This is a genomic window from Novosphingobium guangzhouense (assembly GCF_002896965.1).
GTDB classification, from domain to species: domain Bacteria; phylum Pseudomonadota; class Alphaproteobacteria; order Sphingomonadales; family Sphingomonadaceae; genus Novosphingobium; species Novosphingobium guangzhouense.
The window spans coordinates 326,385-345,097 of record NZ_LYMM01000001.1 but is presented as its reverse complement, the minus strand read 5'-3'; the positions used below and the strand labels follow the sequence as shown (position 1 = coordinate 345,097).

Annotated in this window: 18 protein-coding genes; 6 read left to right on the top strand and 12 right to left on the bottom strand. The window is 65.4% G+C overall.

Annotation, left to right across the window (positions count from 1 at the left end; translation table 11 throughout):
- Positions 1-150: 150 nt before the first annotated feature.
- From A8V01_RS01350 to A8V01_RS01335, 4 genes are read right to left on the bottom strand one after another with little or no spacing between them, the layout of a single operon-like run.
- Positions 151-1,125, bottom strand: a complete 975-nt coding sequence (locus A8V01_RS01350) for an alpha/beta fold hydrolase (protein WP_103094137.1) — start codon at positions 1,123-1,125, stop codon at positions 151-153.
- Positions 1,122-2,351: an LLM class flavin-dependent oxidoreductase gene (locus tag A8V01_RS01345; protein WP_103094136.1), complete on the bottom strand. Its 1,230-nt coding sequence runs from the start codon at positions 2,349-2,351 to the stop codon at positions 1,122-1,124. The genes A8V01_RS01350 and A8V01_RS01345 overlap by 4 nt, the downstream gene beginning before the upstream one ends.
- A complete protein-coding gene (locus A8V01_RS01340; RefSeq protein ID WP_103094135.1) occupies positions 2,348-3,190 on the bottom strand; it encodes an LLM class flavin-dependent oxidoreductase in 843 nt (280 codons plus the stop codon). Before A8V01_RS01340 ends, A8V01_RS01345 begins: the two co-directional genes overlap by 4 nt.
- Complete coding sequence (locus A8V01_RS01335) at positions 3,187-4,488, bottom strand: M24 family metallopeptidase (protein WP_103094134.1); 1,302 nt, start codon at positions 4,486-4,488, stop codon at positions 3,187-3,189. Before A8V01_RS01335 ends, A8V01_RS01340 begins: the two co-directional genes overlap by 4 nt.
- A 119-nt stretch (positions 4,489-4,607) precedes the next feature.
- On the opposite strand from A8V01_RS01335, the gene A8V01_RS01330 reads away from it, so the two are divergent.
- From A8V01_RS01330 to A8V01_RS01305, 6 genes are read left to right on the top strand one after another with little or no spacing between them, the layout of a single operon-like run.
- A complete protein-coding gene (locus A8V01_RS01330) occupies positions 4,608-5,477 on the top strand; it encodes an alpha/beta fold hydrolase (RefSeq protein ID WP_103094133.1) in 870 nt (289 codons plus the stop codon).
- Complete coding sequence (locus A8V01_RS01325) at positions 5,474-6,883, top strand: MFS transporter (RefSeq protein ID WP_103094132.1); 1,410 nt, start codon at positions 5,474-5,476, stop codon at positions 6,881-6,883. Before A8V01_RS01330 ends, A8V01_RS01325 begins: the two co-directional genes overlap by 4 nt.
- A complete protein-coding gene (locus A8V01_RS01320; protein ID WP_245892226.1) occupies positions 6,880-7,695 on the top strand; it encodes an alpha/beta fold hydrolase in 816 nt (271 codons plus the stop codon). The genes A8V01_RS01325 and A8V01_RS01320 overlap by 4 nt, the downstream gene beginning before the upstream one ends.
- The gene (locus tag A8V01_RS01315; protein ID WP_245892224.1) at positions 7,682-8,680 is read left to right on the top strand and encodes a phosphotransferase enzyme family protein; all 999 of its coding nucleotides are present in this window, start codon (positions 7,682-7,684) and stop codon (positions 8,678-8,680) included. The genes A8V01_RS01320 and A8V01_RS01315 overlap by 14 nt, the downstream gene beginning before the upstream one ends.
- A 2-nt stretch (positions 8,681-8,682) precedes the next feature.
- Positions 8,683-10,068, top strand: a complete 1,386-nt coding sequence (locus A8V01_RS01310) for an MFS transporter (protein WP_245892222.1) — start codon at positions 8,683-8,685, stop codon at positions 10,066-10,068.
- 11 nt (positions 10,069-10,079) lie between these two features.
- Positions 10,080-11,045 (top strand): alpha/beta fold hydrolase, encoded by a 966-nt coding sequence (locus A8V01_RS01305; RefSeq protein WP_103094130.1) that lies wholly within the window; start codon positions 10,080-10,082, stop codon positions 11,043-11,045.
- 57 nt (positions 11,046-11,102) lie between these two features.
- Here the strand turns inward: A8V01_RS01305 and A8V01_RS01300 are convergent, their stop codons facing one another.
- The 8 genes from A8V01_RS01300 to leuC all read right to left on the bottom strand — a co-directional run bounded on the left by A8V01_RS01300 (position 11,103) and on the right by leuC (position 18,694).
- Positions 11,103-12,287, bottom strand: a complete 1,185-nt coding sequence (locus A8V01_RS01300; RefSeq protein ID WP_103094129.1) for a class I SAM-dependent methyltransferase — start codon at positions 12,285-12,287, stop codon at positions 11,103-11,105.
- Positions 12,288-12,303: 16 nt separating this feature from the next.
- On the bottom strand, positions 12,304-12,660 hold the full coding sequence (locus A8V01_RS01295) for a hypothetical protein (RefSeq protein WP_103094128.1): 357 nt from the start codon (positions 12,658-12,660) through the stop codon (positions 12,304-12,306).
- 2 nt (positions 12,661-12,662) lie between these two features.
- A complete protein-coding gene (locus A8V01_RS01290) occupies positions 12,663-13,253 on the bottom strand; it encodes an ureidoglycolate lyase (protein ID WP_103094127.1) in 591 nt (196 codons plus the stop codon).
- A gap of 122 nt (positions 13,254-13,375) precedes the next feature.
- Entirely contained in the window at positions 13,376-14,584 is a 1,209-nt protein-coding gene (locus tag A8V01_RS01285) for an alpha/beta hydrolase-fold protein (protein ID WP_103094126.1), read from the bottom strand.
- A gap of 132 nt (positions 14,585-14,716) precedes the next feature.
- Complete coding sequence (locus A8V01_RS01280; RefSeq protein WP_103094200.1) at positions 14,717-15,853, bottom strand: zinc-binding dehydrogenase; 1,137 nt, start codon at positions 15,851-15,853, stop codon at positions 14,717-14,719.
- Positions 15,853-16,707, bottom strand: a complete 855-nt coding sequence (locus tag A8V01_RS01275) for an isocitrate lyase/PEP mutase family protein (RefSeq protein WP_103094125.1) — start codon at positions 16,705-16,707, stop codon at positions 15,853-15,855. Before A8V01_RS01275 ends, A8V01_RS01280 begins: the two co-directional genes overlap by 1 nt.
- Positions 16,704-17,309, bottom strand: a complete 606-nt coding sequence (locus A8V01_RS01270; RefSeq protein WP_103094124.1) for a 3-isopropylmalate dehydratase small subunit — start codon at positions 17,307-17,309, stop codon at positions 16,704-16,706. Before A8V01_RS01270 ends, A8V01_RS01275 begins: the two co-directional genes overlap by 4 nt.
- On the bottom strand, positions 17,309-18,694 hold the full coding sequence (gene leuC / locus A8V01_RS01265; RefSeq protein WP_103094199.1) for a 3-isopropylmalate dehydratase large subunit: 1,386 nt from the start codon (positions 18,692-18,694) through the stop codon (positions 17,309-17,311). The genes A8V01_RS01270 and leuC overlap by 1 nt, the downstream gene beginning before the upstream one ends.
- Positions 18,695-18,713 lie beyond the last annotated feature (19 nt).

The following is an 18,713-nucleotide window of genomic DNA, read 5'->3' as shown; positions in this document are numbered from 1 at the left end:
AGTCATCCTCGTGATAAAATTTCGATTTGCGATCCGATGTGAATCAAGAAACTTTTATCGCCGTAAGATTTCCCTTATCCTGGCTTCAATTGAAGGCTCTCGTGCTCTTTGTTCGCCTGTCGGATGCTTACGCGTCCGACAGGCGCGGGATTATCGCGGAGCGACTTTCACAAGCCACTTCTCCAGGTCTGCAGTGAACTTCTGCGGCTTTTCCCACATCGGGAAATGGCCCAGGTCCGGGTATTCGATCAGCGTCACCGGCGCGTTGGTGAACCGTACGACCGATGCCTTCGCGCTTTGCGAGATCACGTCGTCATAGCTGCACCACTGCAGCAGGACGGGCACGTGGACACTTTGCGCCACCGAGCCCACATCGGAGGTCTGGAACGCCTTGACGTTGGCCTGGATGTACTGCGCCTGTCGATCCAGCGCGCCGGGCAGATTGTTCATCTCGGTGATCTGATCGACCATGCGATCGGTCGGCTGGAAACCGGGCGGCGTGGTGTCATGCAGCATCACGCGCCAGAACCAGTGCGGGCGCCAGTTCGGCAGCACCGCCTTGAACACCGGCAGGCTCCAGCCAAGTCGCCAGTCGACCTTGCGTGTCTGGCTGGGTCTTTCCAGCGGCAGCATCGAGAACGCCATCGCCGTCACATGGCCGGGATAGGCGCGGTTGTATTCGAGCCCGACGTTCGATCCGTTCGACGTGGCGACAAGCGCAAACTTGTCATAGCCGAGCCGGGTCAGCAGGCCGTTCATCAGCTCCGCCGAACGCGGAGTGGAATAGACCCCCGAAGGATCGGGCGCGGTCAGGCCATAGGGCGACCAGTCGAAGCGCACGACGCGGTACCGCTCCTTGAGGATCGCGGCGACGTCGTCCCATTCGTGCAGGTTGACGATTGATCCGTGCAGCAGGACGATAACCGGGGCGCCGACAGGGCCTTCCTCGCGCACGTGGAGGCGCACACCATCGACGGTGACGAAGCGCGAGGGGCCGTCGGCCCAGCGCTTTTCCAGCTCCGCGCGGTCGGTTTCGCCCGCTCCGGCGCGCAGCGCCAGCACGGTGCCCCCTCCGACGAGGACGACGGCGCCAAGCGTGGCGAGTGCAATGCGGCCGATCTTCATGCCGTCACCGCTTCGCGTGCGGGCAGGCCCAGCGTTTCGCGCAAGGTGGTGCCCGGATAATCGGTGCGCAGGCGGCCGCGCGCCTGCAGGATCGGTACGACTTGCCCCACGAAGTCCTCAAGGCCACCCGGCATGTAGCTGGGTTGCAGGGTGAAGCCGTCGCAGGCGCCCGCATCGCGCCATTCGATCATCATGTCCGCCATCTGCTCGGGCGTGCCGATGAAGACGTTGTGGCCGCGCGGATGGCGCATGAAGTTGGCGGCAAATTCGCCCAGCGGGGTGCCCTTTTCCGCGCCGGGCACGATGGAACGGGCGACGTCGCCCTGCGGAAGCAGGGTCTTGGCGAGGATTTCATCGACCGGGATCTGGCCGAGCGGGTCGAAGCCGGTCAGGTCGCAGCAGAGCGATTCCGACAGATATTCGATCGCCAGCGCATCGTCGGCAAGGTCGAGGATGGCGGTGTGTTCGGCCCGCGCCTCTTCCTCGGTGCCGCATAGAACGCAGGACAGGCCCGGCATGATCCGTACGCCGTCCGGATTGCGGCCGACGCTTGTCACGCGGCTGCGCAGATCGGTGCGAAAATCAACGCCGGCCTCGATCGAGGCTGCGGGGCAGAAGATCGCCTCGGCCGTGCGCGCGGCGAAGTCGCGGCCGTCGGGGGACTGGCCTGCCTGCACCAGCACCGGGCGGCCCTGCGGCAGTTCCGGCCCTTCGCGGTCCATCGCGGCCCACAGTTCGCAGGCGCGGGCGACGACTTCAACGGCGTTGCGATAGCGCGCGTCCTTGGGCGGCAGTTCGGTAGCCCCGAAATTGGGCGCGGTGTCCGGGTGCGCAGTAGTGACGATGTTCCAGCCCGAACGCCCGCCGGTGATGCGCTCCATCGTGCCGAAGCGTTCAGCCAGCATCTCTGGCGTGTTGTAGGTGGTGGAAACGGTGGCGACGAGGCCGATATGCCTGGTCACCGCCGCCATCGCCGTAAGCAGCGAGACGGGATCGAGCGTCGGCATCGCCAGACGTTCGGGCGCACGGCCACCGGCGCCGCGTGACTGCAACTGGTCGCCAAAGACAATGGCGTCGAAGCGGCCCTGCTCGGCCAACTGCGCGACGCGGGCGTAATAGTCCATGTGGAATACGCCTTCGGGCTTGGCGCGCTTATGCTTCCAGCCGGTGGGGAAGAAGCCGATCCCCTGCAGGAAGGCCCAAAGATGAATCTGGTTTTGCATCATGCGATCTCCGGGATCACGGCGCCGCCGGGCTGGTTGGAAGCGGTGGAAGGGATGGGCAGGCCAAGCCGCGCGCGCAGGTTACCTGCGGGGCGCGGCGCAAGCAGGGCCGCAAGGCGCGCGCCGATCTGCGGCAGTTCGGAAAGGGCATCGTTCAGCGTGAAGTGCGCGCCGTCGATCTCGCGCGATTCGAAGCGTTCGGCGAGCATGGCGGCGTCGGCATCGGCGCCGACCTTGATCAGTCGCTTCGTGGCCTGCGGGGCGGCGGTGCCGTCGGATACCAGCGCGATGTCGGCATCATCAATGGCGATCGGGTCGTCGCCGTCGATGACGAGCAGCGGATGGCCGAGCGGCGGGCGCATCGCGTTGACGGGTCCGGCGACCTTGAAGTACGCGCCCTTGTAGTTCGATGCCTTGACCTTCGAGGCATCAAGGTAGCGGCCGCTTTCCTTGTCGAGTATCAGCGTGTCGCTGCCCCAGCCGTCCCACAGTGCGCGGGCGGCGCCGATCATGTCCTCGGCCATGCCATCAGGCGCGCCCTCTGGGACGACCGACCAACCGGTGCGCCCGGTGGCAAGGAAATCCACCGCTGAAAGTGCGCGGGCGACATGGAACGGGTGGGCCTTCGAAGCAGGAACAGTGGCGACCACGCCCAGCGTCGTGGTCATCGGCGCGGCCCAGGCAACCAGCACTTGCGCGTCGAACGGCCGCTCGCCCGAACGGCCGAGCATCAGAAGATCGAATCCGGCCGCTTCGGCGGCCTGCAGCACGGCGCGGGCGTGATCGGGTACGGCGAAGGCCGGTTCGGCCACGGAGGCGGAAAGAATGAAAGGTCTGGTCATACGATGATCACCGGGTCGTGGAGAGGATGGATGGGTTCGCAGCCGGTCTCGGTTATGCGGACGAGGTCTTCGCAATGGGCCGATCCGCCGATGCCGGTGTCCAGCGTCGGGCAATCGACCGAAAGGATCATGCCGGGCTCGATCATGATATCGGGCTTGCGCCAGAAGCCGCCGTGGACTTCGCCGGGCTCGTCGGTGTGGGCAAGGCCGACGCTGTGCGGGCCGAAGCCGATCGCGGCTTCGTACCCGGCGGCGCGGATCGCGTTCTCGCCGATCATGGCGATCTCGGAATAGCGCAGACCCGGCCGCAGTTGCTCGCGCACCGCCTGCCAGCCGAATGCGGCGGCCTCTGCGGCGCGGCGGGCTTCGCGGGTGGGTTCTCCAACGAACACCGTGCGCGCGAAGTCGCCATGGTAGCCTAGGAACTGGCTGACCCCGTCCAGCATCAGCGTCTGCCCGTCCTCGACCTGAAGGCGCGAGAGGTCCGACGAAACGCGATCTACGTTGAGGAATAGCGCGGTGTTGCCGCGCGTCGCGCACTCGATGCGATAGAGCGCCTGAAGCTCAACGTGCGTGGCGCCCGCGCGGATGGCATGGCCGACCGCATTGAGCGCATCGACATTGGACCGCGCCGCGCGCGCCATCAGCGCATGTTCCAGCGGCGATTTCACCAGGCGGATCTCGCGCAGGATGTTATCGGCCTGCACCATCGCGCCGGGGTGCTCGTGACGTTCGGCAACTTGCGCAATGACGGTGTGATCGAAGCCGATCCGGCCCTGCCAGAGCCCGAGTCCCTTCATAGCCGCAACGATCGCGCCGCCTGCGTCGCCACGAGCGGTCATCGCGCCGCTCAGTGTCGCGCTGGCGGCCGCTCGGTGCCGTTCGGTGCTGTTGAGTGCCGTTGTGTACCGTTCCGGGAGCACCGGAGAGAAGGGCACTTCAAGCGCGGTTTCGTCGCCCTCGTCGCCCATATGGGTATAGAGCCAGACCGCCACGTCGCTACGGGTGCGGCCGTCGGCCCAGCTATAATGATGGAGGAAGCGGCTGGTGACGAGGCCGGGATTCTCCGGCCTTTCGCGTGCGATCAGGGCGAAAGTCCCTGGCGGCTGCCCGGCGCGGGTGCGCCCGATCTGCGGCCAGTGGCCCAGCGCATGGAACACGTTGATCGGATCGCCCAGCACCAGCCCGGTCAGATCGTGCCGTTCCATCACGGCGACGGCCCGCGCAAGGTTCATCGGCCCTTCGCGCTCAAGCGCGGCAAGCAACGCACCGTCGTCGGGGAGGAGTGTCGTATCCATGCTGCAATATGAACACGACCGGGCGCGGATCGCGCTCAGTGCTAAAGTTTTATTCGCTAGCCGATAAAATTTCTCTTCATGTCGTGGCTCGGCGGGCAACTGCGCATAGCCTGCCTCTCATGAACCCGACTGACAAGAACCCATTTGCGCAGATAGAGCGCGCTTTCGTGCGGCTCGACGAGGGCCAGCTTCACTTGCGGCGCCTTCCAGCAGCGGAGCCGGGGCACACGCCGCTGCTGCTTTTCCACGCTTCGCCCGCGTCTTCTTGGTTTCTGCAGGATTTCATGCTCGCCCTGCGCGCGGCTGGGCGACTGGGTGAGATCGTCGCGCCTGACACGCTGGGCAACGGCGATTCGCCCCCGCCTGCACCGGCCGAACCAGACATTGCCTACTTCGCCGATTCGATGGACCGGCTATGCGACGCGCTCGGGTTCAAGGAAGTGGACGCCTATGGCACCCACACCGGCGCGCGCATCGCGTGCGAACTGGCGGCCGGCCATGAGGGCCGCGTGCGCCGCCTCGTGCTTGACGGTATTACCGAGTACGAGGACGAACTGCGCGACGCCGTGATCGCCAATTATGCGCCCACGGTGGAGCCTGACGAATATGGCCGCCACCTGATCTGGGCGTTCAACTTCTGCCGCGATCAGGCGCTGTTCTTCCCGCACTTCATGAAGGATGCCGAGCACCGCCTCGCCGTGCCAATGCCGCCTGCACAAGTGTTGCACCGGGTCACGCTGGACGTGTTGAAGGCGCTGGATACTTATCCCAAGCCCTATATCGCCGCGTTCCGCTATCGCGCTTTCGAGCGCATGCCCCGCATCGCCGCGCCGACGCTGCTGCTCAAGCCCGAGACAGAACTCGCCCTGCTCAATGCCTCGGTGAAGACTGCGCTTGGCCTGCTGGCAGACGGGCATGAGGCATCGACCGGCGGTTCGGCGCAGGCAAAGGCGGACGTGATCGCGCAATTCCTCGGAACCGGAGCATGAAGATGGACGCGACTGCGAGCATTGAAGGGGCGGGCGCGCACAAGCGCCTTGGCATGGGTATCTGCCTGGGCTTCGGGGTGGGGACGGTGGGCGTGTCGATCATGCTCAACACCGTGACGACCTATTTCCCGGCGCTGATGTCCACCGTGCTGGGGCAGTCGCCCGAGATCGCGGGCTATCTGCTGATGATTTCGAAGCTGGCAGACGCGGTGATCGACGTGGTGATCGGCAGTCTGTCCGACCGTGCCCGCACGCGCTGGGGCCGCCGCAAGCCGTTCCTTGCCGCAGGGGCGCTGCTTTCGGCGGTATCGTTCGTGATGCTGTTTGCGCCGCCGGTCATGGGGCAGGACGCGCTGCTGGTATGGATGATCGCCGCGCTGGTGATCTATTCGACCGCCTATTCCCTGTTCAACGTGCCGTACATGGCGCTGCCCGCTGAACTGACTGACGGCTTCCACGAACGCACCCGTCTGATCGGTTTCCGCACGGTGTTCGTCTCCATCGGCCAGCTGCTGGCGATGGCGGGCACGGCTTGGCTGATCCAGAGCGGGGGCGCGGGCCGCGCTGGCTTCGCGACGATGGGCCTCGTCATGGCGCTCATCATCGGAGGCGCCATGACCGCGACGGCGCTTTCTGTGCCAGTCCAGCACGGCACGCAGCCCGCGACCGGCAAGCACCTGCCGGGCTTTGCGCAGATGCGCGCGATTGCCCGCAACCGGCCTTTCATGATGTTGCTGGGCGCGAAAGTCTTCCAGTTCCTGTCGTTTGCCTCGGTCGCATCGACAATGCTGCTGTACATGCTCAACGTCGTAGGCGTGGGCTACACCGGCCAGATCGTGATGGCGGTGACGCAGAACGTGGTGACAGCCCTCGCCATGCCGCTGTGGGTGTGGAGCGGCAAGACCATCGGCAAGCGCCGCACGTACCTTTGCGGGGTGGTGATCTTCTGCCTGACCACGCTGAGCTGGCTGCTGGCCGACGACACCATCACAACCGTGGGCATCATGGTGCGCGCAGTGGGCGGGGGGCTTGGCTCGGGCGCGATCATCCTCATGTCGATCTCCATGCTGGGCGACACGCAGGCTTATGACCGCGTGCTGACCGGCGAGGCGCGCGAGGGTCTGCTCTCCAGCGCCATCGCCGTGGTCGAGAAGGTCAGCTTCGCGCTCGGCGTCGCGGTGCTCGGCGTGTTCCTCCATGCGCTTGGCTACGTGCCGACGACGGGCGGCGCGATCGTGAAGCAGCCCGAAAGCGCGATGTTGGCGCTCAAGGTCGGTTTTGCGGTGATCCCCTCGATCATGTTCACGATCAACGGGCTGTTCCTGTGGGCCTACGACCTCGACGAAGACAAGTTCGCCGCCGCGCGCCTTCGCAGCGAAGAGGGCTTCGGGAATACCGCGCTGTGATCAGCAGAGCTTATACAACCTGCCGCTATGGCCAGATGCATTACCGCATCGCCGGAACGGCGGGGGAGTGTGCGCCCGTCGTGCTGCTCCACCAGAACCCGTCATCGTCCTTCGAGTACGAGCCGCTGATCGCCGCGCTGGCGGCCGACCGGCTGGTCGTGGCTTTTGACACACCGGGCTACGGCATGTCGGATGCCCCTCCTGCGTCTCCGGGCATGGCGGGCTATGCGGCGGCTTTCTCCGATGCGCTCGATGCGTTGGAGGTGGAAGGCGTGCTGGCAGGCCAGGTCGATCTATACGGTTTTCACACCGGATCTCTGCTGGCCTGCGAACTTGCTATTGCCCGGCCGGACCGGGTGCGCGCGGTGAGCCTTACCGGCATCCCGATGTATGATGCCGATGCGCTGGCCAGCCGCCTTGCCGATGCGGAGAACTATCCCGCGCTCGACGAGGAAGGAACCGTGGTACGCGACCTGACGGCGGGCCTGTGGGCCTATGTCGTGGGCAAACGTGACCCGCGCGTGCCGCTGGAAAAAGCGGCGTTGAACTTCGCCGACAAGGCGCGCGCGATGGACCGCTTCACCTGGGCCTACCGGGGAGTGTGGTCGTGGGACTTCGCGCGTCTCGAACAAGTCGCCCAGCCCGCGCTGCTGCTGCAGCCCGCCGAAGACCTCATGCACCTTTCACTCAAGGCGGCCGCGCGGCTGCCTTCCTGCCGAGTGGTCGAACTTACCGACCTCGACCGCGACATTTTCGATATTGCACCGGAGCGAATTGCCGATGAACTGCGAGACTTCCTTGACTGCCTCTGACCTTCCGATTGCCGAAGTATCGCACTCGGTCCTCCACCCGGATTTCATCGTCCGCGAAGTGGCGCGCCGCTATGCGTTGAAGGGCGACCTCACCTGTTTCCTGCTCTATCGCGGCATGAACGACGTCTATCTGGTGCAGGACGCCGAGGCGAAGTACGCCCTGCGCGTCTGGCGCAAGACTTACCGCGACGTCGATGACGTGTCCTACGAACTGGACTTCCTCGATTACCTGCGCCGCGCGGGCTTCCCCGCCTCGGTCGGCGTGCCGCAGCATGACGGCAAGCTCTACTTCAAGGTCATGTCGCCCGAGGGCGAGCGCGCCCTTGCGCTTTACGACTGGGCGCCGGGCGTGAAGTTCGGCGATCGCCTTTCCGAAGAGACCGCCTTCCGCATCGGCGCGGCCATGGCCGAGATGCACCTGCATGGCGACGCATGGGTCGGCAAGGATCACAAGTTCTCGACCGAGACGGCCAAGGACTACAACATCTGCATGCCCGCGCTGATCGACTTCGTCTACGATCGCCCGGACGACTTGCGCGATTATCCGATCATCGCCGCCAACCTCGACAAGCGGCTGGACGAGTTCGCCGCTTCGGGCAAGGTGCCGCTGGGCGTGTGCCACCGCGATTTCCATCCGAGCAATGTCCACGTGGCGGAAGATGGCCAGATCACCCTTCTGGATTTCGACGCGGCGGGTGAGGATTTCCTCATGCAGGACGTGCAGAACTTCGTGTGGGGCAACCTCTTTTACGGCTTCGATCCCAAGATCGGCGAGGCTTTCGAGGCGGGCTACGAATCCGTGCGTCCGTTCACACCCGAAGAGAAGGATGCGATCGAAGTGTTCCTGATGGCCAAGTGCCTGCGCCTTGTCGCAGGGATGGCGCATAGTTCGACGGCGGTGGGGCGCGGCACGCTGCGCTTCCGCAATCTCGACTGGCTGGGCGACTACATCAAGACGCGCGCCCGCGCTGCCGGATTGCTCTGACCGTGGCCGGCCCGATCGCTCTCGACTTGCCTGACGTCTTGGTGACTGACGCCGCGCGGCCCAATACGCGGGGCGCCTGGACCATGGTGATCATGCTGTTCCTTGCGGGTATCCTGTCGGTCATCGACCGGGCCGCGCTGAACATTCTGGTCGATCCGGTCCGCGGCACGCTGGGCATCAGCGATGAGCAGATCGGGCTGCTGCAGGGCCTTGCTTTCGGGCTGTTCTATGCCTTCATGGGCATCCCGATGGGCCTTGCCGCCGACCGCATTTCGCGGCGCAACCTGATCGTCGCAGGGATCGGCCTGTGGAGCCTTGCGACGATCGGCAGCGGGCTGGCACAGTCGTTCGGCTCGCTCTTTGCCGCCCGCCTGCTGGTGGGGCTGGGCGAGGCGGCGCTTGGCCCGGCCGCGATCTCGTTGATTGCGGATCTTTTTGCACCTGCGCGGCGCGGGCGCCCGATCTCGGTCTACATGATGGGGCAAGGGCTGGCCAACGGAGTCGCCATTTCACTGACCAGCCTGATCCTTGCGGCGGCGGGAACCGGGGCGTTCCTGGGCTTTCCGGTGCTGGGCGCGCTGGTGCCCTGGCGCATCGTGTTCGTCATCTTCGGCGCTTGCGGGCTTGTGATCGCGCTTGCCATGCTGGTGTTGACGCGTGAACCGCCCCGGCAGGGGGATGCCCCCCAAGGCGCCGCGCAAGTGCCGGGTGCGGCAGAGGCGGTGTACCTGTGGCGCAATCGCGGGGTGCTGCTGCCGCTCTACTTTGGTTTTGCGACCTGTTTCACGGTCGCTTACGGCGGTGCTTCGTGGGCGCCGTCGATGTTGCTGCGCGCCTATGGCGCCACGCCCGGCTATCTCGGGGCGTGGCTTGGCCCGCTTTCTATGCTGTTTTCGGCGATTGGTCCGCTGATCGGCGGCACGCTGCTTGACCGTTCGATGCGTTCGGGCGACACGCTGGCGCGCTTTCGCATCCTGTCGATCGCGCCGCTTTTCGCGCTGCCTTTCACGCTTTCGGTGCTGGCGCATGAACTCCACTTCGCGACCGTTCTGGTCGCCTCCGCCAACGCGGTCTTCTCGGTCGTGGGCACGGTGATGTTCGCAACGTTGCAGTCGGTGGTGCCACCGCGCATGCGGGGCAGTTCCATCGCGCTGACGCTGGTGCTCAACACCATCCTTGGCGCCAGCCTTGGCCCGCTGATCGTCGCCAGCGTAACCGAGCGCGTGTTCGGTAATCCGGCCATGGTCGGCTGGTCGATCGCATTGGTCTGTGTACCGTTCCTGCTGCTGGGAACCGGGCTGTACGCCATTGCCCTGGGCGCGATCCGAAAGGCTCGCCAGACGGGCGACAGCGACTGCGCCCGCCTGCTGGCAGGTGAAGCCCTTTGAAGGAGATGTGAATGCGCTGGGCAGTCGGAGCCGCCATGCTGGCGATCGCGTCGATCGCAGGGGCAGGGGCAGGGGCCGAGGCGCCCCCGCAGCTCTCCGACGCGCACCTGCGCGAACGCTACGCCTTGCCGGCGTCGCACTTCGAGACGATCGCCGGAGAGCCGTTGCACTATGTGGATGAGGGGCGCGGCCCGGCAATCCTGCTGCTGCACGGTTCCTATGCAAACTTGCGTCAGTGGGATGGCTGGGCGGCAAAGCTGAAACGTCACTATCGCGTGATACGCTTCGACCAATCGCCGCTTGGCCTGTCCGGTCCCAACCCGCGCAATGATTACGAACTGGATCAGCGCATCGCCGTGATCGATGGGTTGATGGACAAGCTGGGGGTGCGGCGCTTCGTGATCGTCGGCACCTCAAGCGCGGGAGTGCAGACGGCTGCCTATGCCGCCGCGCGACCGGAGCGTGTATCCGGTGCGATCCTGTCCAACATTGCCGCAGGTCCGCTCAAGATCGATTACGCCGCCATGCCGCAGGCGCTCAAGGATGCGGTGGCGCAGGATGCGAAGCATCCCGGCTGGCACGAGCCTGAATTCTGGCGCCAGATCATGCTTGCGAACATGCTTGATGCGAAAGCGGTGACGCCGGAACTGGTGGCGCAGTGGACCGACCTCAACAACCGGGCCATGCGCGATCCTGCAACCACGGCGGGCGCGATGAAGGCGGCTACGGGGTCGCTGGCGTTTTCGCGCACCCCGCAAGACCTGCGCGCGATCACCGTGCCCACGCTGCTGCTGTGGTCGTCAAACGACCACGAGGTGCCGGTGGAAAAGGATGGGCATCAGGCGCTGGAAATGCTTGGAGCCACGGACAAGAAGCTGGAAATCGTGGCGCAGTGCGGCCACATGATGCCGATGGACTGCCCCGCGCGCTCAGTAGAGGCCGCGATGCCGTTCCTCAAGCGCGTGGCGGGGAAGTAACCCACCTCCGTCAGCCGAAAACGGTGGCCCCGGAACGGTCCGGGACCACCGATACTCTCACTTCATCGCAGAGCAGGCGTACCAGCTGCCGATCATCGCATGGCCCTGCGGGTGGCCTTCGGTGAAGAAGTCCTCGCGATCGGGCTTCAGGTAGGACGTGCCCTTGCGGTAGCCGACCAGCACCTTGTCGCTGGCGAAACCGGCATCGACCGCAACCTTGTGCCAGTCGATCCGCGCCAAGGAGGTCATGAATGGTTCGTTGTTGTAGTGGCTTTCGAAGTCGCAGCGCATCTGGTCCCACAGCGACATGTGTTCGTGACGCGGCGGCACGTCGACATGGCACATCACGCCGCCTTCGCGCAGCAGGCGGTGGCACTCTTTGAAGATCTGGCGCATGCCCTTGGCCGATGTTTCATGCATCACGGCAGACGAGCAGACGAGGTCGAAGCTGCCATCCGCGAAGTCGGTATGTTCGGCGTCCTGCTGGCTGAAATGGATGGGTACGCCCATCGATTCCGCGCGGGCATGGCCATAGCGCAGCATCGGCGCGCCTACGTCCAGCGCGAAGATTTCCGCGTCGGCGAAGGCCTGCGCGATAGCGACGGTCGAATGGCCGACCGAGCAGCCAAGGTCGAGGATGCGCTTCGGCTTGAAGTCCGGGTAGAAATCCTGAACGTGGCTGGCAAGGCTGTGCCCGCGGCCGTCGTTCTTCCACCCGCCGTTGAGATTGCGCAGGTAAGTGGAGGCAAAGCGGTCATAAAGAGCGCCAGCGCGGAAGTCGTCCTCAGCCGTATCGACCACATAGCTGCCGGGCATCCGGTGATGGTCGAAGGCCGCGATGTAACGCGGGATCTCAAGATCGGGGTTCAACTGCAGCGAGCCCTTGGGCTCCGAGACCTGCGCCTTCACCTTGCCGGCCAGTTCGTCGTACTGCCGGTCGATCGCGCCATCCAGCGCCTGCCAGATGCGATCCTGATAAGTGAGCGACAGCGTCAGCCAGTACTGGTGCAGCGGATGCGCTTCCAGTGCCTGACGGACCTGCGTGCTGGAGGTGGGCTTCGTGCCCGTCTTCTTCTCGATGCCGGGGACGATCACTTCGTCGAGCAGGCGGCGGTCGAGCGGGTCCATGTTGCGGTTGGTCCACGCGCGCATGGCAAGGAAATGGTCCTCCATCGCCTGCTCGTCATGGGTGGCCTGCGGCATGACCGCGTGGCCGAAGTGTTCCTGGCGGTACTGTTCCATGGGTGTTGCTCCTGCCTCAGTCGCGGGTCACGGCGTCGAGGACGCCTTCGTAGTCGTTCTGCTGTGCGAGTGCCTCGGGCATCAGCTTGTCGCGGGCGGAGCCGAGCACGCGGTCGTAGATCGCCTGGCGATAGGCGCTGCGCTCCGTCTTCGTCTGCGCGTCGGGGGCGAACATGTCGATGTCCGCCGGGCTGTGCAAGCCCGCTGCCGCGAGCAGGCGCTCGTTCGCGTCGAGGCGGTCCTTGAGCACTACGACTTCACCCAGCAGCGCCAGCACCATGCCGGCGAGCGCGTCGATCGTCTCGCTCTCGAAGATGACCGGCTGGCTGCCCTTGGAATGCGCCTTGCGGTCAAGATTGATGCGTTCGGCCACTGTCAGTTCACTCCCAGATCGAAACGGAAGACGTGGCCGGTGCGCGCCACGATGTCCTTCTTGTCGAGGTCCGGCCCATGGGCTTCCTCGGTCTTGGCGTCCTTTGCCTTGAGGTCGTACCCGGTCTGGCTGGAGAGGATGACGACAAGGTCGGTGCCATCCTCCACCGCAAAGGGAAATTCGTGCCAGGTGCCGATGTGCATGGCGAAACCGGCGCTGCCGTCGAAACGGAAGGCGCGGACTTTCGACAGGTCGGGCAGGTCGTCCTCGCCGGGAGGGGCCATGACCGCGACGAAAGGCTTGCCGCCCAGCGGCAGGAAGGCCTGCGTGTGCTGGAAATGCCGCTCCATGTAACGCACTTCGCCCTCGCGGCGGTCCATCTGGGCGAGGGTAATCTCTACCGGGTGTTCGCACATGAAGCGTGCCGGATAGCTCATCTTCACCGCGCCCTTGTAGAAGTCCACCGATACCGGCGTGACCGGCGCCTCGCGGCCGACGATCGCGCCGAACGGGGCCAGCGCCTCGGCGCTCGCCGGTTCGACTTCAAGCCGGATTACCGTCAATTCGCCGGTGGCCCGGCTGTCCTGTGTCATCCCTGTCATCCCTGATGCCTTGGTGGCGGCACGAGAATGATCGAGAATCGGAAATCTATTAGGGTGCAACAATAAATTGATCGCCAGATGGAGAGGGTGGCAGGCACCCTCTCCATAGCGGATCAGCGGAACAGCCTTGGCGCGAAGTCCGCGAGGTAGCGACGCCAGTTGGGCCATTCATGCCCGCCGCCGGTCTCGTTGTAATGATACGCGATGTGATAGCGATCGAACAGCGCCCGCGTGGGCGCGACGGTGCCATAGAGGAAGTCCTCACGCCCCATCGCGAAGTAGAGCAGCTTCATATCTCTTGCCGACTGCTTGAGTGCCGTGTCGTAAGTCTTTGCATAGTCATCCACGCGGCCCTTGTCGGGGCCGACGCCCAGCCCCATCGAGAACACACCGATCCAGCGGAACAGGTCGGGGTGCGTCAGGCCGTTGCGCAGGGTATGCGATCCGCCCATCGACAGCCCCGCCATCGCCCGCGTCGCGGGGCTGGCGTCCGTGCGGTAATTGGCATCGACGTAGGGGATCAGATCCTTGATCAGATCGTTGCCGAAGTCCGGGTTGTCGAGCGTCATGACGCCTTCGCGCAGCGGCGTGTGGCCATCGGGCATGACGACGATCATCGGCACGGACTTGCCGCCGGCGATCAGGTTGTCGAGGATCAGGTTGGCGTGGCCTACGCTGGTCCAGCTGTCGTCGCTGTCGCCCGCGCCGTGGACCAGATAGAGCACCGGATACTTGCGCGCGTCCTTCGTATAGCCCGGCGGGGTGTAGACATGGGCGCGGCGCTTGATGCCCAGCGAAGCCGACCAGTATTCGACGGTGGAGACTGTGCCGTGGGCGATCCTGGCGTCCCAGGTCTGAAACGCGCCTTCGGGGCCGGTAACCTCGAAAGTGGAATTGATGCCCTTGAGTTCCTCGGAGAAGGTCTTGCCGAGCGGGTCGGGTGTCTTCACGCCGTCGACGCGGAAGGCGAAACGGTAGGTGTCGGCGGGCACGGGCTGGGGCGTGGTGACGGTCCACAAGCCGGTCTTGTCCTTCGCCATCGCCAGGCCCTGCGGCGTGCCGGGCGGGAAGCCCATAGGGATGATCTTGGCGATGTCGGTGCTGGTCAGCAGGACTTCTTTTGCATCGGGCGCGCAGATGCGGAAGGTCATGCGCCGGTCCGGAAGCTGCTCCACCGACTTATAAGGCGCCGGTCCGGAATAGAACGGCGGCACCACACAGGAATTCGGATCAAGCGTGGGCTGCTGCTGCGCGGCGGCGGGCGCAAGCGGCATGGCAGTGGCGGCGCTCAGCGCGGCCAGAACAATGAGCCTGGGTGACATGCAAAGACCCCTGATAAAAGCAGCCGATCGCTGCCAGCATCAATCGATCTCAGCAACAACCTGCGGGCAAGAACGCGCAAGCGCCTTGCCCGCCTGTCGGATTATCGGCTTGCTGTTACGAGGGCCGGATTATCAGAACCGGATGATCTGACGGATGGCTTCGCCGCGATCCATCGCGTCAAGCATCTCGTTCAGTTCGTCCAGCTTGTGGGTCGAACTGATCAGACGGTCCACGGGCAGGCGACCGGCTTTCCACATCGCCACGTAGCGCGGAATGTCGCGTGCCGGGATCGACGATCCCATGTAGGAGCCGATCAGCGACTTGCCTTCTGCCACCAGAGAGACAGCCTGCAGGTCAAGCCGCTGCTCGGGCGCAGGCAGGCCCACGGTGACGACGCGGCCGCCACGGCGCGCGGCGGCATAGGCCGAGGCCAGCACCTTCGCGTTGCCCACGGTTTCGATCACGACGTCAGCCTTGCCGCCGGAGTTTTTGGCAAGATGCTCGGCCATGACGGCCTCAAGCTGGTCCGGGGTGGTGCCGATGGCGCCCAGTTCGCCCGCAAGCGCGATCTTGTTCGGCGCAAGGTCCACGCCGATCACCGTTGCCGCGCCGCTCGCCACGGCGCCCATCAGCGCTGCGAGGCCGACGCCGCCGAGGCCGAAGACCACGACCGTCTCGCCCGCGCGGATGGCCGCGCTGTTGATCGCCGCGCCAACGCCCGTCAGCACCGCGCAGCCGAATACGGCGGCGACGTCGGCGGGAATGTCGCGGTCCACCTTAACGGTCGAACGCTGGTCGACCACAACGTGCGTCGCGAAGCACGAGACGCCGAGGTGGTGGTGCACGTCGCTGCCGCAATCATGCAGGCGGAAGCCCCCGCCGATCAGTTCACCGCGCCCATTGGCCGCAGCGCCCGTCTCGCACAAGTAGCCCTCGCCCGAGAGGCAGGGCGTGCAGCGGCCGCACGAAGGCAGGAACACCAGCACCACGCGGTCGCCAACCTCAAGCCCGGTGACACCGGGGCCAAGCGCCTCGACGATGCCGGTGCCTTCGTGGCCCAATGCCATCGGCATCGGGCGCACACGGTCGCCGTTCACCACCGACAGGTCGGAATGGCACAAGCCCGCCGCATCAATGGCGACGCGCACTTCGCCCTGTCCGGGCGCGTCGAGTTCAAGCTCAGCAAAACGCAGCGGCGTGTTTTGCGCGTAAGGCTTCGCGTTGCCGCCCGACTGGGCGAGCACCGCCGCGCGCGTGGTCGTGCCCATCAGCGCGCCCACTTCTTGTCGAACGCCCAGACCTCCTCGAAGCCGACGAGCGAGCAGAATTCCTTGAAGTCGAACAGGCCGGGTTCGGTCGGCTCGCCGGTGCCGTGGTCGCGCAGCTGGTTGAGTGCCAGTTCCATCGCACGGGCCGAAACGAGGCTGGTCAGCGCGGGGTAGATCGCGAAGGCGAAGCCCAGTTCTGACAGCACTTCGGTCGGGTAGGGCGGGGTGACGCCGCCGTTGGCGATGTTGACCATGACCGGCTTGTCGAAGGCTTCGCAGACCTTGCGCATCTCTTCCTCGGTGGTCACCGCCTCGGGGAAGAGGATGTCGGCGCCCGCCTTGGCATAGGCTTCAAGGCGGCGCATCGTCTCGTCCAGGCCGAAGCTCTGGTAGGCGTCGGTGCGGGCGATGATCAGCATGTCCTCACGCGCTTCGGCGGCGACCTTGATCTTGTCGACCATCTCTTCGGTGGTGACGACGCGCTTGCCCGGCGTGTGGCCGCACTTCTTGGGGAATTCCTGATCCTCGATCTGGATCGCGGCGATGCCTGCCTGCTCGTAGCCCTTCACGGTATGGTGGACGTTGAGCAGGCCGCCGAAGCCGGTGTCGGCATCCGCGATCAGGGCCGAGCCGATGGTGCGCTTGATCGTCGCCATGCGGTCCAGCATCTGCGTGTAGCTGACGATCCCCGCGTCGGGCAGGCCGTAGCCCGAAGCCGTAGTCCAGTAGCCGCTGCCATAGACGACGTCGAAGCCCGCACGCTCCGCCATCAGCGCGGCGATCATGTCGTGCACGCCGGGGACCGGGAAGAACTCGCCCTTGGCCAGCTTGGCCTTCAGGATGTTTGCGCTCATGCTTCAGTTTCCTCTGTCCAGAGCCACGGCGCGGCTGAGCGCTGGGCCTTTTCGAATGCGGAGATGTCCTGCCCGTGAAGGGCAAGGATGCGGGTGGTGTTGTTCCATCCGGCGAGCAGCATTTCGCGGTCGCTGTCGGGAACGGTGAAGGCGAATTGCTGCCCGGCGCAGGTGACGGTCTGCGCGGCAAGGTCGATCGAAAGCGCGTGGCCTGCGTTCGCCCCTTTACCGGCCAGTGCCTGCAGCGCGGCCAGCGTATCGGCGGCCATCACGCCTGCGACCATGCCGTTGTTCGCGCAGTTGCCGCGGAAGATTTCGCCGAAGCTGGGCGCGAACAGGGCGGTCAGGCCCATGCCGTCAAGCGACCAGACGGCATGTTCGCGGCTCGATCCGCAGCCGAAGTTGGCGCCTGCCAGCAGGATCGGCGGCTTGCCCGCAGCCTCGTAGGCTTCGAGCAGGGCCGGACGGTCATGGAAGGCGAAGCGGCCGAGGCCCTTGCGTTCGGTGTGCAGCAGGAAACGCGCGGGGAAGATGATGTCGGTGTCGACGTCGTCCTCGTCCAGCACGAAGGCGGGGGCGGTGAAGGGGGTGAAGCCGGGCATCAGGCGAACTCCTTCCGCACGTCGACGATGCGGCCGGCGATCGCGGCGGCGGCGACCATCGCCGGACTGGCAAGGTGCGTGCGCGCGCCGGCGCCCTGACGGCCCTCGAAATTGCGGTTGGAGGTGGAGATGGAACGCTTGCCTTCGGGCACGAAGTCTCCGTTCATCGCCACGCAGAGCGAACAGCCCGCGTGATGCCAGGCAAAGCCCGCCGCCTCGAACACCTTGTCGAGCCCCTCGGCCTCGGCCTGGTGCTTGGTGACGGTAGAGCCGGGGACGACCATCGCGGTCACGCCCTCGGCCACATGGCGGCCGCGGATTACGCCTGCGGCGGCGCGCAGGTCCTCGATGCGGCTGTTGGTGCAGCTGCCGATGAAGGCATAGTCAATGCCGATCCCGGCGATCGGCTTGCCCGCTTCAAGTCCCATGTAATCGAGCGCACGCGCGGGGCCAGCGGGGACGGTGCCGTCCACCGCCATGACCTGATCGGGCGAGGTTCCGAAGGTTACCTGCGGTGCGATGGCGGCAGCGTCGATCTCTACCGTGCGGTCGAACACGGCATCGTCGTCGGAGCGCAGGGTGCGCCAGTATTCGACGGCGCGGTCCCACATCGCGCCTTGCGGTCCGCGCGGGCGGCCCTTGAGCCAGGCGAAAGTGGTGTCATCCGGCGCGACGAGGGCGACGCGCGATCCTGCCTCGATGCCCATGTTGCACAATGTCATGCGCGCTTCCATCGAGGCGCGGCGCACGGCGTCGCCGGTGAATTCGATGGCGTGGCCGATGCCGCCGCCCGCGCCGATCGTGCCGATCAGCGCCAGGATCATGTCCTTGGTGGTGACATGCGGCTGCAACTGTCCGGCATAGTGGACGCGCAGGTTTTTGTTGCGGGCCTGCCAGAGCGTCTGCGTGGCCATCACCGTGCCGCATTCGCTTGCACCGATACCGAACGCCAGCGCGCCGAACGCGCCGTGAGTGGCGGTGTGGCTGTCCCCGCAGACCAGCGAGATACCGGGCATCGTGAAGCCCTGTTCCGGCGAGATGACATGGACGATACCCTGTCGTTCGCCTTCCAGCGCAAGGTATTCGATGCCGAATTCAGCGCAGTTTGCTTCCAGCAGAGCAACCTGCTTGCGCGCCAGTTCGCCCTTGATCGCGCCGCCGCGTTCAGAGGTAGGTACCGCGTGATCGGGCACGGCCAGTTGCGTCACCGGACGGCGCACCTTCAGCGCGTTGTCGCGCAGAAGCTCGAACGACTGGGGCGTGCTCACCTCATGCAGAAGGTGGCGGTCGATATAGATCAGATCCTTGCCCGCATCGCCGCGCACTACGGTGTGCGCGTCCCAGAGGCGGTCGTAGAGCGTCTTCGGAGCAGATTGGCTGGTCATCACATCACGCATTGGAACG

What these genes read in the sequence shown, in the direction of transcription:
- leuC (WP_103094199.1), bottom strand. Translation starts at nt 18,694, where the DNA reads ATGACCAGCCAATCTGCTCCGAAGACGCTCTACGACCGCCTCTGGGAC.
- A8V01_RS01340 (WP_103094135.1), bottom strand. Translation starts at nt 3,190, where the DNA reads ATGACCAGACCTTTCATTCTTTCCGCCTCCGTGGCCGAACCGGCCTTC.
- A8V01_RS01325 (WP_103094132.1), top strand. Translation starts at nt 5,474, where the DNA reads ATGAAGATGGACGCGACTGCGAGCATTGAAGGGGCGGGCGCGCACAAG.
- A8V01_RS01345 (WP_103094136.1), bottom strand. Translation starts at nt 2,351, where the DNA reads ATGATGCAAAACCAGATTCATCTTTGGGCCTTCCTGCAGGGGATCGGC.
- A8V01_RS01285 (WP_103094126.1), bottom strand. Translation starts at nt 14,584, where the DNA reads ATGTCACCCAGGCTCATTGTTCTGGCCGCGCTGAGCGCCGCCACTGCC.
- A8V01_RS01305 (WP_103094130.1), top strand. Translation starts at nt 10,080, where the DNA reads ATGCGCTGGGCAGTCGGAGCCGCCATGCTGGCGATCGCGTCGATCGCA.
- A8V01_RS01270 (WP_103094124.1), bottom strand. Translation starts at nt 17,309, where the DNA reads ATGCCCGGCTTCACCCCCTTCACCGCCCCCGCCTTCGTGCTGGACGAG.
- A8V01_RS01290 (WP_103094127.1), bottom strand. Translation starts at nt 13,253, where the DNA reads ATGACACAGGACAGCCGGGCCACCGGCGAATTGACGGTAATCCGGCTT.
- A8V01_RS01275 (WP_103094125.1), bottom strand. Translation starts at nt 16,707, where the DNA reads ATGAGCGCAAACATCCTGAAGGCCAAGCTGGCCAAGGGCGAGTTCTTC.
- A8V01_RS01280 (WP_103094200.1), bottom strand. Translation starts at nt 15,853, where the DNA reads ATGGGCACGACCACGCGCGCGGCGGTGCTCGCCCAGTCGGGCGGCAAC.
- A8V01_RS01330 (WP_103094133.1), top strand. Translation starts at nt 4,608, where the DNA reads ATGAACCCGACTGACAAGAACCCATTTGCGCAGATAGAGCGCGCTTTC.
- A8V01_RS01300 (WP_103094129.1), bottom strand. Translation starts at nt 12,287, where the DNA reads ATGGAACAGTACCGCCAGGAACACTTCGGCCACGCGGTCATGCCGCAG.
- A8V01_RS01335 (WP_103094134.1), bottom strand. Translation starts at nt 4,488, where the DNA reads ATGGATACGACACTCCTCCCCGACGACGGTGCGTTGCTTGCCGCGCTT.
- A8V01_RS01350 (WP_103094137.1), bottom strand. Translation starts at nt 1,125, where the DNA reads ATGAAGATCGGCCGCATTGCACTCGCCACGCTTGGCGCCGTCGTCCTC.